This window comes from Streptomyces sp. L2 (genome assembly GCF_004124325.1).
Lineage (GTDB): Bacteria > Actinomycetota > Actinomycetes > Streptomycetales > Streptomycetaceae > Streptomyces.
Map to the genome: position 1 here is coordinate 3,638,664 of NZ_QBDT01000001.1, position 14,774 is coordinate 3,653,437.

Consider the following 14,774-nt stretch of genomic DNA (forward strand, 5'->3'; position numbering starts at 1 on the left):
CCCCTCCCGCACGCTCCGCACGCTCCTCCCCGACGTGAACCGCGCCGGCCGCCGGCCGCCGTACGGCGACCTGGCGGCCGCCTGGGCCGCCGCCCTGCTGGTGACGGCGGCCGTCCTGGTCGGCCGGCACATCCAGTTCACCCGCCACACGTTGTTCGTGCACTGGCCGCCGGTGCTCGCGGAATGGGACCCGCACGTCGGCCCGGGAACCCCCGCGGCCGTACTCCTGGCGGTGGCGGGAGTCGTCTACGGCCCGGCGCTGGCCGCCCGCCTGCCCTGGCGCCCGCTGCTGGTGACGGCCTGGGCGGCGTCGACGGCCTGGATCTTCTCCCTGGCCCTGGTCGACGGCTGGCACCGGGGGGTCGCGACCCGGCTCACCACTCACAACGAGTACCTGACGGTCATCGGCCGCTTCCACGACATCCCGGCGACCCTGCGGGACTTCACCCACCACATCGTTGCCGGCACCCCGGGCCCCTGGCCCGCGCATGTGGCCGGCCATCCGCCCGCCGCCACGCTCACGTTCGTCCTCCTGGACCGGATCGGGCTGGGGGGCGGCGGCTGGGCGGGGACGTGGTGCGTCGTGCTCGGCGGCTCGGCGTGCGCGGCCGTACTGGTCGCGGTCCGCGCGCTAGCGGACGAGACCCTGGCCCGCCGGGCGGCACCCTTCCTGGTCCTGGCCCCGGCGGCGGTCTGGCTGGGCACCTCGGCCGACGCCTACTTCACGGCGGTGTCCGCCTGGGCCCTGGCCCTGCTGGCCCTGGCCCTCACGCGTGGTTCAACGGCTCCTTCCGCCTCCCGTCCGGCCGCCCGGTCGGCCGCCCGTGGGTCCGCGTGGGCGGCCGGCTCCGGTCTCCTCCTCGGCCTGACCTGCTACCTCTCCTACGGCCTCACGCTCGTCGCCGTCATCGCCGCGGCCATGCTCCTGCTGTGCCACCGGGCCTCCGTACGCCCGGCCCTCGTCCTGCCCCTCCTCGCGGGCCTGGCGGTCGTCCCCCTCGCCTTCACCCTGGCGGGCTTCGACTGGTGGACGGCGTACCAGCTGCTGGTCACCCGCTACAACCAGGGCGTCGGCGGCACCCGCCCCTACAGCTACTGGGTCTGGGCCAACCTGGCCTGCACGGTCCTCATCACGGGCCCGGCGACAGCCGCCGCCCTCCCCCGCACGGCAACAGCCTTGGCCCACAGACACCCCACCCCCGCCCTGCCCGACGGCACCCCGCACCCGGCCGCGCGGCACCTGGCCGTCCTCGTCACCGCCACCCTCCTGGCCGTCCTGATCGCCGACCTCTCGGGCATGAGCAAGGCGGAGACGGAACGCATCTGGCTCCCCTTCGCCCTGTGGCTCCTCCCCGCCACGGCCCGCCTCCCCCACCCCCGCGCCTGGCTGACGGCCCAGGTGAGCCTGGCGCTACTGCTCAACCATCTGCTGCTGACGGGGTGGTGAGGAGGCGGTCGTCCACCGCTGTGGACAGGCGGTCCCCATTCCAGACGTGCCGGAAAGTACTTGCATTCACGGAAAGTAGTATCCATGATGAAAGTGACCACACGGGCGGTGCCGACCAACCGCCCCGGCCGTAATGGAGGTTCACGCATGAATGCCACGGGGGACGAGTCGATGGAGCTGCTTCGGGTGGCGCGCAAGGCGCGCGACGACGCCCGGGCGGCCGGGGCCGTGCGGTCACCGGTGTACGCAGTGGGGCAAGGCCTCGCCTGTGCCGCCGGGTTCAGCGCGCTGGGGCTGGCCGACGTGTGGCCGGGCTGGTCGGCGTGGCTGCTCGGAGCCGGTGTGCTCGCGCTCGCCGGGTTCCTCGTGCTCCTCTGGGCCGGCGTGCATCATGGCGGGACGACTCCCTGGTTCGGGCAGCGCCGCAGGTGGGTGGCGTCCCTCGTGCCGATCGGTGTCGGCTTCCTCGCCTGGGTGCCGTACGGACCGTCGGGGTGGCTGGTCGCCTTCGGGGTGGCCGGCGGGGTGGAGTACGTGATGCGGGGCGTCAGAACAGGAGCGGCGCAGTGAGTGACGGCGGTGGGAGACGCGCGACGGATCCGGCCCTGGACCGGGACCTGCACCACCCCACCCGGCTGGCCCTCGTGGCCTACCTCTCCGGTTGCGGCGAGGCCGAGTTCGGTGTCCTGCGGGACTACTGCCAGGTGTCCGACTCGACGATGAGCAAGACGCTCTCCGCGCTGGAGAAGACCGGATACGTCAGTGTCCGCAAGGGGCACGTCGGCAAGCGGCCGCGCACCTGGGCGGCGCTGACGTTCGCCGGCCGCAGGGCACTCGCCGGCCACCTCGCGGCCCTGGAGGAGATCGCGGCAGCGGCCCGGCGGGCGGCGGCCGCGGACACCTCCGCCGACGGCAGCTGAGCAACGACTGCCGTCGGCTTGCGAAGAGGGGGCCGGGGAAGGGGAGTTACTCCTCGTCGGAGGTCGTCGGGCGGGTGCGGCCCGGCTCCGGGAGCTCTGCGAGCTGGCCGCGCTCGTGAAGGACGTCACCGATGAACAGGTCGTACGCCAGGACCCCGATCACGCCGCCGATCAGCGGCCCCACGATGGGAATCCACCAGTACGCGCTGAACGAGCCCGCCAAACTCCCTGGGAACGCCAGACTGTTCCAGCCCTCGGCCCAGGTGAAGAGGCGGGGTCCGAAGTCGCGGGCCGGGTTGATGGCGTAGCCCGCGTTCGCGCCGAAGGACATGCCGATCGCCGCGACCACGAAGCCGATGACCACCGGTCCGAGGTTGGCCTTCACGGCGGTGTTGCGCAGGTCGATCACCGCCACGATCAGCATCACCAGGAACGCCGTGCCGACGATCTGGTCGACCAGCGGACCCCAGATGCCGCCGTGGAAGTACGGGGCTGGGAAGGTCGCGAAGATGGAGAACGAGGCGAGCGTGTGCCCGTTCGTCTTCGGCCCCTTCATCGCGCCGTCGAAGGCGCTGATCGCGTCATGGTAGACGGCGTAGACCAGCGCCGCCCCGACGAAGGCGCCCGCCACCTGCGAGATGATGTACGGCACCACCTTGGCCCAGGAGAAGCCGCGACGCACCGCGAAGGCGAGGGTCACCGCGGGGTTGATGTGCGCGCCGCTGACGCCGCCCGCGACGTACACGCCGAACATGACGGCGAATGCCCAGCCCCAGGCGATCAGCAGCCAGTCACCGGCCGCGAGGAAGATCGTCGTGGGGGTGGCGGCACGGCCCGATCCGGGCAGTGCGGCGACCGCCATCGCGACCACACCACAGCCGAACGCGATGAGTACGAATGTTCCGATGAACTCCGCCAGGCACTCACCCAGCAGACCCCCTCGCCTTCTGAGGTGGGAGGGCTTGATCAGCGGAGGGATCTCGACAGCCATGAAGGCCCCCTTTGAGAGGCGAACGCGGCCACCCTGTCGCGTGTCATGTGACCGCCATCACCCATAGTGGCGCAGAAACGCTCTTCACGCAGGATGCGCGTCAGCTGTCGAGGTCGTCGGCGTAGTGCCGGAAGCCCCGGCGCTCCCGGTGCATGCCCCACAGCGTCGCCGCGAGCACGTCCGGATCCTTGCGTACGTGCCCCGGCGTGATCGCCCCCGGGATGATCAGCTGGCCGACGTGGATCCCGTCGCCGGCGAGCCGCTCGTGCAGCAGGTGCCCGTACGCGCTCTCCGCCGCGAACGCGATCGAGGTCCCGGCCCGCTCCGGATGCGGTACGGCCGCCGTGCCCCCGTTGACGAACAGGATCGTCCCGCGCCCCAGCGCGCGCATACCGGGCAGCACCTGCTGTACGGCGGCGACGGGGCCGTACACCGAGAATTCGATCGGCCCCAGCAGCTCCCGGGGCCCGGTCTCCAGCACCGGCCGCATGAAGTCCCGGTGCGGTACGGGGCTGTACTGCAGCACCTCGACCGTGCCCAGCGCGTCCGCGGCGGCGTGCAGGGCGCTCGCCAGTTCGTCGGGCCTGCGCACATCGGCCCGGAAACCCCGCGCCGTGATCCCGTCGGCGGCCAGCTCGTCCACGAGGACCGCCAGCCGATCCGGATCACGGGCGACGAGCGCGACCCCGAACCCCTCCCGCCCGAACCGCCGCGCGACGGCGGCCCCGAGCCCGGGGCCGGCACCCACGACGGCGACGGTGGTCGGTCCCGAATGGCCGTCAGTACTGGCACTGGCACTCATGACAGCCACCCTTACCGCAGAAACTCGCGGCTCGCCTGTCCACAGCGGTGACCGGCCGAGATCACACGTCGGCCTCCCGGGCCAGCCGCTCCAGCCGGCTTCGGTGTCTCTGCCACCAGGCCCGGTCCCCCGCTGCCAGGTTGTCCTTGCCTCGCAGGTACCCGACGGAACCGTCGATCAGTTGCCGCACGATGTCGGCGTGGCCGGCGTGCCGCTGTGTATCGGAGATCACCCGTGCCAGGACGTGGTGCAGCGTGACCTCCCGACGCTCCTCCGGCCACCAGGGGACGTGGCCGACCGCGTCGAGCGTCAGCTCCGCGACGGTGGTGTCGGAGTGCGCCCACGCCTGGCGATACAGACCGACGACCTGTTCCCCTGACTCGTCCGCGGCGGCCCACGTGTCCGCGTTGGGCTCCGGATTCTCGGTGCACCACCAAGGTGGTGGCCGCTCGCCGAAGAACGGCCGCCCGAACCTGTCTCCGAGATACCCCAGCTCCATGCCGGTCTTCCAGCCGACACTGACAACCGAGAAGGACATGAGAGTCAGGTCGTGTACTCGACTTCTGTCAGGGCGGCCCGGCGCACGTCCAGGGTGACGCGGGTGAGGTCGAGGTGTTCGAGGTAGGTCACGAGCGCCTGCCGGGTCTCGCCCACCAGGCTTGTGAGCTCGGGACCATGGAGGTCGCCGGGCCTGATGACGCGGCGGAAGCCAGGGTCGGCGATCGCACCTTCGAGGAGCTTCTCGGCGAGCCAGAGGGGAGTCCGCTCGCGGAGGGCGAACGTGAGGTGCACGCTGTGCTCGTCCGGGTCGGCGACGTGGGGATTGTGGACCCAGCCCCTGGGCAGGAGCAGGGACTGCCCGGTGCGGAGATCGATCTCGATGTCCGGCCCTGCCGCCTCCCACTCCGGGATGTACGTGTCCCGCCAGACCCGCCACGACTCGTTGTACGCCCGCGTCGGCGCGTCCACCGGCAGCTGCCAGAGCTGCCAGCGCTTGACGCCCGACATCTGCACGATGACGGCCATCTGCTGATCCCAGTGGTGCCGGAGTCCCTGGTTTCCTGGTGGGGTCAGAAACGCGTGGACGTAGTTGCTGAAGCCGGTCTCCACCTGGATGTTCCGCGAGACGCGCGCGAGGAAGGGGATCACCCGCTGAAGGTTGCCCAGGCGGAGTGTGAAGCCCTTGTCGTAGAGGCTGCGCAGCTTCACCGGGTCGGTGCGCCCACGGGTGATGTAAGCGTTCTGGTTCAGGGACGGCCCGGGCGCCTTGACGACGGCGATCTCACCGGCCGGCACACAGCCGGTGTCGATGTACTCGTCGAAGAGGCCCGTGGTCACCGTCTCGTCGAGCGCGGTCCTGCCACGCTCGAAGACACGCGGCTCGTCAGGCCAGACGGCCAGGAGTTCGGTCACGCCGTCCGGCGGCAGCAGGAGGCTCAGGGACATGGGTGTCCTCCGGTTCACGAGTGGGGCAACGGACAGGCCAGAGCGGGGTGATGGCGGTTCGGGCAGCACACGACGCAGATCGAGACGATGTTCTGGGAGCGGTTGTAGTACACCCAGCTCACGTCGACACCGAGCGGCAGGACGTCGCTGACGTACGCGCGGCTCACCTCCAGTCCGGTATACGCCTGCCTGCCGCCGTCACGCTCGTACGGCGGGTTCGCGAGGTAGTGCTTCGTCATCCACTCCAGCGCCACCGCCGGGTCGGCCCACGTCCGGTCGGACGAAGCCTGGCTGCGCTTCATCAGCCAGTGGCCCGACATCAGCGGCGGCAGAACGGAGGTGGGGAACTCCGCGGTGACCTCCCGGTAGCGCTGGAGGGCACGCTCAGCCACCTTGTCGTCCGGCCCGAGCGGCGCGGGCGGGTCGGGGTGAGGAGGCCGGCGGTTGCCTTCCCGGTGATAGCTCTCCGGCGTCCCGCTCCAGGGACCGTAGCCATGAAAGTGCCCTGACCAGCTCATATGCGCCCTTCCTCGGGGTGCGGGCCGTCCCGCGTGACGGAACGGCCCGCCTGTCGGGTGCTGTGGAGGGGGGTCAGGTTAGAGCTTCAGACCCCGCCGCCTGGCGTAGCCGCGCACGAAGTCGTCGAGTTCCGTCTCGGTGAACCGCAGTTCCCTCCCGACACCTTCCGGCTTGCTGTCGCGGAGTGCGTACGCGGGGCCCGCACTCGGGATCACGGCCAGTTCGACGCACGACTCGTGTTCGCCCTGGAGGTTGCCGCCGCAGAAGGTCTCGAAGCCCGCCATGTCGACGGAGACGCCGTAGATACCGCTCATTCCTTGCTCCTTCTCTGTGTTGTGGGTGCGGAGACCGTCGCCCCGACCCATCGGGTGCTGCTGACCCGCCTCGCCGCCGGCTTCCGTTCCGTCGCGTCCGGGCGGACCCGCCGGGCCGCGACGCGGCGGTCCACGGCCCGGTGGGTGTCTTGAGTGCGCGACCCTGACCCTGCGGTCGCCATGGGGGTGCGTCAGCGTGGGGCCCGCGGCGGCACCAGCGCGAGGACCTGACAGGACACCGAGGCCGTCCCGCGGCAGGACGCGGGCCTCCGGGAGGGCGCCATCCGCTCGCCGGACGTTCACCGGCACACCGCTTTCGCTGCCCGACAGCGTGGACACCGGCACGGCGGGAACGCCGTCGTGAGCGGCAACGGGCCCTCATGGGGCAGGACGCTCACCTGGCCACGTCTTTCGGTGACGATGCCTTCCCGGTCAACGGTGTAGACACGGAGAGTCATCCGTGAGGGATTTTGCTGGGCTGTACCGTTTGACATGTCGACGCTCCTCAGCAGCGTTGGCCATGCCCCCGTACCGGTCGCACGCTCGCGGGGGTTTTGTGTGTCCGGAGGGTGATGGCTCGGGCGCTCTTCTACGGTTCCAAGAACGGGTGTTCATGTCGCGGGCAGCGATGACCAACTTTTCTGGGCACCCCGCTGCCGCCTGGCCAGCGCAAACGCACCGTGAAACCGGCCGTGCTTGGACGCTCGGTGTCTTCCGCGACACGTGACGGTGGATCAGGGCAGTGACCGACCCGCTACTTTGAGTGCGCCAGGCCGCGCAGCGAGAGGTCGCCATGAACGCAACCAGGAAGCCCGGTTCCAAAGGACAAAGGGACGCCCTCCGGCACGACATGACCGCCACCGGCTGCGCCACGGCGGACATCGCGGTAGAGATGCGCACGCGCTTTCGGATGCGAGCTCGTGAAGCGTGGCGCCATGCTCACGGTTGGACGCTCCAGGAAGCGGCCGACCGCATCACCCAAGCCGGCAGCCACCGCCCGGGCGAAGCTGTCGCTGCTGACGCCTCGCTGGTCGGCAAATGGGAGAAGTGGCCCGCACCATCGTCTCGGCGCCCGAGTCTGTCTGTCCTGTTCGCCATGGCTGATGCCTACGGGTGCCGTGTCACAGAACTCCTGGACCTGGAAGACCGGAAGTCCCTGCCGGACACCGATCTCCGTGTCCTCAGCGGTGGCGTCGACGTGGCCGCCGAGCCCCGGCCCCCGGTCAACTCACTTCTTGTCCGTGTGCCGGCTCCGCCCGCATCCGACCTCGTCCGTCTCGCCGCTGACGAATCCGCCACGTGGGCGCAGTGGGCGGAGGCGACAAACGTCGGTGACCTCGCCGTCGAGCAGCTGATGTCGGAGACGCGCGCTCTGGCCTCCGACTACCTCACATCGGATCCGGTCGCCCTGTTCCCTCGTGCCAGGGCGTTGCGCGACCGTGTGTTCGCGCTGCTGGAGGGTCACCAGTACCCTCGCCAGTCCGCAGACCTCTACGTCTCGGCAGGGTACGTGTGCGGTCTGCTTGCCTGGATGTCCTCGGACCTCGGCCAGCTGCAAGACGCGGACACGCAGGGCCGCACGGCATGGCTCTGCGCAGAACTGTCCCAGCACAACGATGTGCGTGCATGGGTGTTGTCGACGCGTTCGAAGGTGGCATTTTGGGACGGCAAGCTGCGTGACGCCATCGGCTTCGCCCTCCGTGGTGCCGCTTACCGGACCACCGGTTCGGTCGCTGTGTTCCTCGCCTGCCAAGAGGCGGACGCCTGGTCCGAACTCGGTTCGAAAAGCGAAGCACTTGCTGCCCTGGCCCGAGCCGAGGAGGCTCGGAATGCCGCAGTCGGAGCGGACGAAGTAGGCGGCATCTTCGCCTGCGAACCTGCTCGCCAGGAAAACTACGCCGCCGGTGTGCACCTGCGTGTGGGCCACGCATCCGTCGCCGCCCGTGCGGCGGACAACGCTCTCACCCTGCTGTCGGCGCAACGCGTACGCGCGTACGGCACCGAGGCGCAGATTCGCATCAGCAAGGCGGCTGCGCACCTGATCTCAGGCGAGGCTGAGGGCGCCATCGAGGCCCTGAGCCCTGTCCTTGCCCTCCCTCCTGACCAGCGTGTCTCGCCGGTCACCCACCGCCTGCGCGAACTCGCGTCCAGCGTCAGCCGTCTCCATGCCACCGGCACCGCGGCGAGCGGTCTATGCGCCGCAATTGAAGACTTCTGCATGGATTCGGCCGCACGTCACGTCGCCCTCTCGCCAGGCGCGGCCTCCGCCTGATTTGATCCATGACCATGAGTACTCAGCTTGGGACCATGCGCAACCACTGGTGGTGGCGGCCGGGTTGGGCCGTCGGACGCCGCTTCTATACGTGGCACCTCACGTTCGAGGGGCAGCAGGATGTGTACCGGCTCGCGGCCGAGTACCGGGCAGCGCTCGCACCACTCGGGGCCGTCCTCACGCCGGTCCCCGATCAGTGGCTGCACCTCACCATGCAGGGCATCGGCTTCGTAGGCGAAACCGAGGAAGACGACGTCAACGCCATCGTGGAGGCGGCCCGGCCGCGGTTTGCATCAGTGTCGCCCTTCGAGATGGAGCTCGGCCGGGCTGTCGTAGATCCGGAAGCAATCTTGCTGGCCGCCGAGCCGGACGCCCCCGTACGGCAGGTGCGCGACGGGATCCGAGCCGCGATCCGAGACGTCCTCGGCAACGTGCCGGAGAAGGCTGAGGGATTCACTCCGCACGTCTCGGTCGCCTACAGCGCCGGCGACGGGCCGGTCACGCCGGTCGTCGAAGCCCTCAAGGCAGTCGAGTTCCCGCCCACGAAGGCCAGGTGCACCAGTGCCGAGCTGATCGTGTTGCACCGCGACAACCAGATGTACGAGTGGGAGACGTTCGCCACCGTGCCGCTGGGCTGACACAGAGTGAGAGGCTCAATCCCGCAGGGCCCCGGTCCGCTCGCGCGGTGTCGCGGCCTCGTCCCCGGCCAGGCGGGCCAGTTGCGCCGAGGTCACCGCCCGTACCGCCAGGGCGCCCGTCACCGCCGCGCCGATGATGAGGGCGTCCGAGGTGAGGAGGGGCCAGATCGAGGTGTAGGCGCGGGCGATCGTGTCGTCGGTGGAGGCGGGGTGGAGGAGGCCGATGCCGGTGAGGAGGCTGAGCAGCCACAGGGTCCACCAGATGGTGACGGAGGCGGGGAGGCGGCGGCCGGGGGCGGTGGTGCGGTACGCGTCGGCGATGATGCCGCGCGGGAACCAGAGGTTGACGACCGGGACGATCCAGCCGAGGTAGACCCAGACGCCGGCGTACTTCGGGGGGCGGCCCGAGAGGTCGGCGGCGTTCTCGCGGACGCGGCGGAGCCAGGCCAGGAAGCAGATCGCGCAGATCGCGGTCAGGACCCCGGCCACGGTGGTGACGAAGTGGTAGGAGTTCTCCAGCGCGGTGAGGGGGCGGTGCACGCCGTCGCCCTGGTCCGGGGGGCCGGAGGGCGGTTCGCCGGCGGCGGCGAGCCTGATCTCCCACACCGCCCGCAGCAGGTAGCCGAGTGCGGCGAGCAGCAGGGTGCCGACGGCCATCCGCCCGGCCGAACGGGTGGGCCGCAGCAGGGACCGCGCTATCTGATCATTCACGCGGATCATCCTGGCGTATGGCGGTGTGCCGGGGCCAGGTGACCCGGCCGTGAGGCATGGCTGAGGCATGACTACGGCATGGCTACGACAGCCCCGCCGGCCGCAGGCCCCGCAGTTTGTCCGGGTTGACCTGGAGGCGGATGGTGGTGATGCCCGCCTCCGTGAGGTCGTAGGTGAGGGCTCCCGCCGGGGTGCCGGAGGCGGTGAGGAGGAGGGACGGCTCGCCGTTGATTTGGGCGGGCTCGAAGGCGACGCCCGTCATCTGCGGCTTGGTCAGGATGCCGAGGATCCACCGCGCCACGCGGTCGGGGCCGTGGACGGGCCGGCGGGCGGCGCTGACCTTGCCGCCGCCGTCGGCCCAGACGGTGACGTCGGGGGCGAGGAGTTCCAGTACCGCGTTGAGGTCGCCGCCCGCGCACGCCTCGATGAAGCGGTCGGTGACGCGGGCGCGCCGCCCGGGGTCGGTGTCGTAGCGGGGGCGGCGGGAGCGGACGTGGGAGCGGGCCCGGTGGGCGATCTGGCGGACGGCGGGCTCGGGGCGGTCCAGGAAGCCGGCGATCTCCGCGTGGGAGAAGCCGAAGACCTCGCGGAGCACGAACACCGCCCGTTCGACCGGGGCGAGCGTCTCCAGGACGACGAGCATCGCCGTCGACACGCTGTCCGCCAGCTCCGTGTCCTCGGCCGCGTCGGGGGAGGTCAGGAGGGGTTCGGGGAGCCAGGGGCCGACGTAGTGCTCGCGGGTGGCGCGCGCGGAGGTGAGGCGGTTGAGGCAGAGGTTGGTGACCGTGCGGACCAGGTAGGCGCGGGGGCTGCGGATGGTGGTGCGGTCGGCGGCGTGCCAGGTGAGCCAGGTGTCCTGGAGGACGTCCTCGGTGTCCGTCACGCTCCCGAGCATCCGGTAGGCGGTCGCGAACAGCAGCCGCCGGTGGGAGAAGTACGGGTCCGCCTGGTCGTGGTCCATGGGAGCAACCTGCCAGAGCGCCGCGGCTCCGGCCAGGTCACCGCACCGTCAGGCCATCCAGAAGAAGACCGCCGTCATCCGCTTCTCCTCCAGCGTCGTACCGGAGTAGCCCGTCGCGCTGTGCACGAGGTTGGCGTTGTAGAGGAGGAGGCGGTTGTACTTGTGGGGGACACGGACGTCCTCCTCGAAGGCGTCCGGCGCCACGAAGCGGGTGCCGAGGGCCTCGACGAGGTTGTTGTGCGGGGCCTGGACGACGTTGCCGCCGAGCCGGCCACCCGGCAGGGACTGGCGGAAGAAGCTGGTGCCGCAGTCCTTCGGGACGGCCGGGTTGAGGTACAGCACGGCCGCGTACCGGCACAGCGCGCGCGAGTCGGTGTGCGGGCGCGGCTGGCTCTCGCCCTCGCCCTCGCCGACGACCTGGACGCAGTTGTGGTTGAGGGTGCCGCCGCCGGGCGCCTGCTGCACCCACAGCTCCTTCGCCCCGGTCGCCTTCCTCACCAGCCGCTCGATACGGGCCAGTTCCGCGGGTTCCAGGCCGGGCATGGCGCGCAGGCCCGGCCAGGTCTCCGAGGTGTACGGGTACCCCTTCACCCAGTCGTCCTTGGCCAGGCACCGCTCCCGTACGGCGTCCACGTCGGGCAGGACGTCGTCCAGCACCCAGTAGTCGCGGCCCTTGGTGGGCTTGCGGTAGGGCAGGACGGGCAGCGCGGCGGGCATCCTGGGCTGGGGCTGGGGGGGCATACGGCCGAATCTAGGCCTGGGTTCTTCCTGGGTTCGGCCGGGAAATGGTCAACTCTCCCTGGGGAAGGTCAACGTTTGCCCAACGGGGGCCGGGCAAGGCGGGCGTTACCGGCGATCCGCCCAGGTCGCCGGAGGGGCACGGGAAGCTCCCGGAATTTTCGGTGCGCGACAGATACGAACGGCTCCCGCGTCCGTACTGCTGGGTGTCCTCACCGCCCGCTGGGCGGATCCATGGCCGGGCAGGAGGCACGGTGCGCTTTTCGCGGAACGCGACGGGAACCTTTTTCGTGGGGGGTGCGATGGCCCTCACCCTCGCCGCGCTCGTCTATCCCGGCATGCTCGGCCTGAACCAGGTGACCAGCCAGTCCACCCGGATCATCGCCAACACCCAGTGGGGGCCGCTGACCGAGGGCGACCGGGACTTCGTGGTGAAGGTGCGGGCGGCTGGGCTGTGGGAGTACCCGGTGGGGCAGCTGGGACTCCAGAAGGGCACCACCAAGGGAGTCGTCACCGCGAGCAAGCACCTCATCGACGGCCATGCCGCGCTGGACGCCTCCTGCCGCAAGATCGCGCCGATGCTGAACATCACGCTGCCCAACGTGGCGAGCCCCCAGCAGGAAGGGTTTTTGCAGACGCTCAAGTCCGACCAGGGCAGACAGTTCGACGTGGACTTCGCCAACATCCTGCGCATGACGCACGGCTCGATCTTCAACACCATCGCGAAGATCCGCTCCACCACCAAGAACTCGCTGGTGCGGGCGCTCGCCGACCAGACCAACGACACCGTGCTGGACCACATCACGGTGATGGAGCGGACGGGTCTGATCGACTTCGACCAGACCCTCTTCCAGCAGACCACCCCGCCGAAGCTGCCCCAGGCCGACCTGACCCCGCCGCCCCCGCCCGCCGGCCAGCCCGAGGTGATCCTCACCCCGCCGCCGAACGCGACGTCCACGCCGCTGGACCTGAACGGCATCACCGACAGCGGGGACAGCAAGGACCGGGGCAACGCGCCGGGGCCGGCCCCGGACCCGACGGCGGGTTAGCCGGCCCCTGATCCGACCGCCGATCAGTCCAGCCAGACGGTGGTGTCCGGCGGGAGCAGTCCGGTCTCCGGGAGCGGGGTGCTGGCCAGCAGGACCTCGCCCGGCGGCAGGGGTACGGGCGCGGCGGTGAGGTTGGTGACGCAGCGCCAGGCGTCGGTGCGGGCGAAGTCCAGGACCCCGGCCGGCGCCCCGGGCGTCCAGGTCAGCGTCTCGCCCTGGAGCAGCTTGCGGCGCAGGCGCAGGGCGGTGCGGTACAGCTCCAGCGTGGAGCCCTCGGTACCGGCCTGTGCCTCGACGGCGTACGACGCGAACGACGCCGGCTGCGGCAGCCAGGCGGCCCGGGCGCCGAAGCCGTACGACGGTCCGGTCGTCGTCCACGGCAGCGGCACCCGGCAGCCGTCGCGGCCCTTGCGGACGTGCCCGGTCTGCTCCCAGATGGGGTCCTGGAGGACCTCGGTGGGCAGGTCGGCGACCTCGGGCAGGCCGAGTTCCTCGCCCTGGTAGACGTACGACGATCCCGGCAGCGCCAGCATCAGCAGCGTGGCCGCGCGGGCCCGGCGCAGGCCGGCCTCCTGGTCGACGGCCGGTGCGTGGCCGCCGGACAGCAGCCAGGCGTCGGTGTCGGTGCCGGGCGGGAGCAGCAGGCGAGTGGCGTGCCGGACGACGTCGTGGTTGGACAGCACCCAGGTCGCCGAGGCGCCGGCGGCGCGGGCGGTGGCGAGGGAGCGGCCGATGACCTCGCGCAGTTCGTCCGCGTCCCAGCCGGCTTGCAGGTACTCGAAGTTGAAGGCCTGGCCGAGTTCGTCGGGGCGGGCGTACAGGGCGCGGCGGGCGTCCGGCACCCAGGCCTCGGCGACGGCGGTGCGTGGCGGGGTGTAGGCGTCGAAGACGCGGCGCCAGTCGCGGTAGATCTCGTGGACCTCGTCCCGGTCCCAGTGGGGGTGGGTGCCGGGCGGGACCCGGGGCAGGGCGTCCTCGCCGGTGACGCCGATGTCGCCGGTGTCGCGGAGTGGCTCCGTGAGGTCCTTGGCGAGGCCGTGGGCGACGTCGACGCGGAAGCCGTCCACGCCTCGGTCGGACCAGAAGCGGAGAGTGGTGCGGAAGTCGGCGCGGACCTCCTCGTTGTCCCAGTTGAGGTCGGGCTGCTCGGGGGCGAAGAGGTGGAGGTACCACTCGCCGTCGGGGACGCGGTGCCAGGCGGTGCCACCGAACACGGACTGCCAGTCAGTGGGCGGGAGTTCGCCGTGCGGGCCGCGGCCGGGGCGGAAGACGTAGCGGTCGCGGGCGGGGGAGCCGGGGGCGGAGCGCAGGGCCTCCTGGAACCAGGCGTGCTGGTGCGAGGTGTGGTTGGGGACGAGGTCGACGACGACCTTCAGGCCCAGGCGGTGGGCCTCGGCGGCGAGGGCGTCGAAGTCGTCCAGGGTTCCGAGGCGGGGGTCGACGTCGCGGTGGTCGGCGACGTCGTAGCCGCCGTCGGCGAGTTCGGAGGGGTAGAAGGGGCTGAGCCAGAGGGCGTCGACGCCGAGGGTGGCGAGGTGGTCGAGGTGGGCGGTGATGCCTTGGAGGTCGCCGAGTCCGTCGCCGTCGGCGTCGGCGAAGCTGCGGGGGTACACCTGGTAGATGACTGCCTGGCGCCACCAGTCGGGGTCGCGGGAGGAGAGGTCTGCCATACCTGGACTCTGTCCACATTGCCCGGAAAGGGAACACGGGGGTGGGGGGCGCGGGGACCAGTGGGCCGGGGTTGTGGTTGTGCGGCGGCGCTGCGGTGGTCCACTCAGGGGGCTCCGCCCCCCGAACCCCCCGACCTCGCCCACCCACCACCCGACTCGCTGGGTCGAGAAGTAGCCATCGAGGCCCGGCTCGGTGGGCGGATGGGGGCCCGGCGGTCGGCTCGGTGGGGCGGAAGGGGAGCTTGGCGGTCGACTCGGTGGGGCGGATGGGGGCCCGGCGGTCGACTCGGAGGGGC

At 71.0% G+C, this 14,774-nt stretch carries 16 protein-coding genes; 6 read left to right on the forward strand and 10 right to left on the reverse strand.

Going from position 1 to position 14,774, the window contains the following annotated elements; genetic code table 11:
* Positions 1 to 34 precede the first annotated feature (34 nt).
* From DBP14_RS15855 to DBP14_RS15865, 3 genes are all read left to right on the forward strand, one after another.
* Positions 35 to 1,447: a hypothetical protein gene (locus tag DBP14_RS15855; protein WP_129311896.1), complete on the forward strand. Its 1,413-nt coding sequence runs from the start codon at positions 35 to 37 to the stop codon at positions 1,445 to 1,447.
* Between the two features lie 147 nt (positions 1,448 to 1,594).
* A complete protein-coding gene (locus tag DBP14_RS15860; RefSeq protein WP_129307846.1) occupies positions 1,595 to 2,017 on the forward strand; it encodes a hypothetical protein in 423 nt (140 codons plus the stop codon).
* Positions 2,014 to 2,367 carry a transcriptional regulator gene (locus tag DBP14_RS15865; RefSeq protein ID WP_129307847.1) on the forward strand — a complete coding sequence of 118 codons (354 nt, stop codon included), beginning with the start codon at positions 2,014 to 2,016 and terminating at the stop codon, positions 2,365 to 2,367. Before DBP14_RS15860 ends, DBP14_RS15865 begins: the two co-directional genes overlap by 4 nt.
* Before the next feature lie 46 nt (positions 2,368 to 2,413).
* Here DBP14_RS15865 and DBP14_RS15870 read toward each other — a convergent pair whose 3' ends face one another.
* The 6 genes from DBP14_RS15870 to DBP14_RS15895 all read right to left on the reverse strand — a co-directional run bounded on the left by DBP14_RS15870 (position 2,414) and on the right by DBP14_RS15895 (position 6,439).
* Positions 2,414 to 3,358, reverse strand: coding sequence for an MIP/aquaporin family protein (locus DBP14_RS15870; protein ID WP_129307848.1), 945 nt, complete (start codon positions 3,356 to 3,358; stop codon positions 2,414 to 2,416).
* Positions 3,359 to 3,458: 100 nt separating this feature from the next.
* Positions 3,459 to 4,160 (reverse strand): SDR family NAD(P)-dependent oxidoreductase, encoded by a 702-nt coding sequence (locus tag DBP14_RS15875; protein ID WP_129307849.1) that lies wholly within the window; start codon positions 4,158 to 4,160, stop codon positions 3,459 to 3,461.
* A gap of 61 nt (positions 4,161 to 4,221) precedes the next feature.
* Entirely contained in the window at positions 4,222 to 4,698 is a 477-nt protein-coding gene (locus DBP14_RS15880; RefSeq protein ID WP_129307850.1) for a DUF664 domain-containing protein, read from the reverse strand.
* A 5-nt stretch (positions 4,699 to 4,703) separates the two neighbouring features.
* Positions 4,704 to 5,606: a cupin domain-containing protein gene (locus DBP14_RS15885; protein ID WP_129307851.1), complete on the reverse strand. Its 903-nt coding sequence runs from the start codon at positions 5,604 to 5,606 to the stop codon at positions 4,704 to 4,706.
* A 14-nt stretch (positions 5,607 to 5,620) separates the two neighbouring features.
* Entirely contained in the window at positions 5,621 to 5,998 is a 378-nt protein-coding gene (locus tag DBP14_RS15890) for a hypothetical protein (protein WP_241740934.1), read from the reverse strand.
* Positions 5,999 to 6,202: 204 nt separating this feature from the next.
* Positions 6,203 to 6,439 (reverse strand): DUF397 domain-containing protein, encoded by a 237-nt coding sequence (locus tag DBP14_RS15895; RefSeq protein ID WP_129307853.1) that lies wholly within the window; start codon positions 6,437 to 6,439, stop codon positions 6,203 to 6,205.
* Between the two features lie 793 nt (positions 6,440 to 7,232).
* On the opposite strand from DBP14_RS15895, the gene DBP14_RS15905 reads away from it, so the two are divergent.
* Complete coding sequence (locus DBP14_RS15905) at positions 7,233 to 8,711, forward strand: helix-turn-helix transcriptional regulator (protein WP_241740935.1); 1,479 nt, start codon at positions 7,233 to 7,235, stop codon at positions 8,709 to 8,711.
* Positions 8,712 to 8,725: 14 nt separating this feature from the next.
* Positions 8,726 to 9,349, forward strand: a complete 624-nt coding sequence (locus tag DBP14_RS15910) for a 2'-5' RNA ligase family protein (RefSeq protein WP_241740936.1) — start codon at positions 8,726 to 8,728, stop codon at positions 9,347 to 9,349.
* Positions 9,350 to 9,364: 15 nt separating this feature from the next.
* On the opposite strand, the gene DBP14_RS15915 is transcribed toward DBP14_RS15910, so the two are convergent.
* The 3 genes from DBP14_RS15915 to DBP14_RS15925 form a co-directional block, all read right to left on the reverse strand.
* Positions 9,365 to 10,060 (reverse strand): DUF4328 domain-containing protein, encoded by a 696-nt coding sequence (locus DBP14_RS15915; RefSeq protein ID WP_241740937.1) that lies wholly within the window; start codon positions 10,058 to 10,060, stop codon positions 9,365 to 9,367.
* 82 nt (positions 10,061 to 10,142) lie between these two features.
* Positions 10,143 to 11,021, reverse strand: a complete 879-nt coding sequence (locus DBP14_RS15920) for an RNA polymerase sigma-70 factor (protein ID WP_129307856.1) — start codon at positions 11,019 to 11,021, stop codon at positions 10,143 to 10,145.
* A gap of 48 nt (positions 11,022 to 11,069) precedes the next feature.
* Positions 11,070 to 11,762 (reverse strand): DUF6445 family protein, encoded by a 693-nt coding sequence (locus DBP14_RS15925; RefSeq protein WP_129307857.1) that lies wholly within the window; start codon positions 11,760 to 11,762, stop codon positions 11,070 to 11,072.
* A gap of 287 nt (positions 11,763 to 12,049) precedes the next feature.
* Here DBP14_RS15925 and DBP14_RS15930 point away from each other — a divergent pair, with 287 nt between their 5' ends.
* Complete coding sequence (locus tag DBP14_RS15930) at positions 12,050 to 12,808, forward strand: DUF4142 domain-containing protein (RefSeq protein ID WP_129307858.1); 759 nt, start codon at positions 12,050 to 12,052, stop codon at positions 12,806 to 12,808.
* Between the two features lie 23 nt (positions 12,809 to 12,831).
* On the opposite strand, the gene DBP14_RS15935 is transcribed toward DBP14_RS15930, so the two are convergent.
* The gene (locus tag DBP14_RS15935; protein WP_129307859.1) at positions 12,832 to 14,478 is read right to left on the reverse strand and encodes a glycoside hydrolase family 13 protein; all 1,647 of its coding nucleotides are present in this window, start codon (positions 14,476 to 14,478) and stop codon (positions 12,832 to 12,834) included.
* Positions 14,479 to 14,774 lie beyond the last annotated feature (296 nt).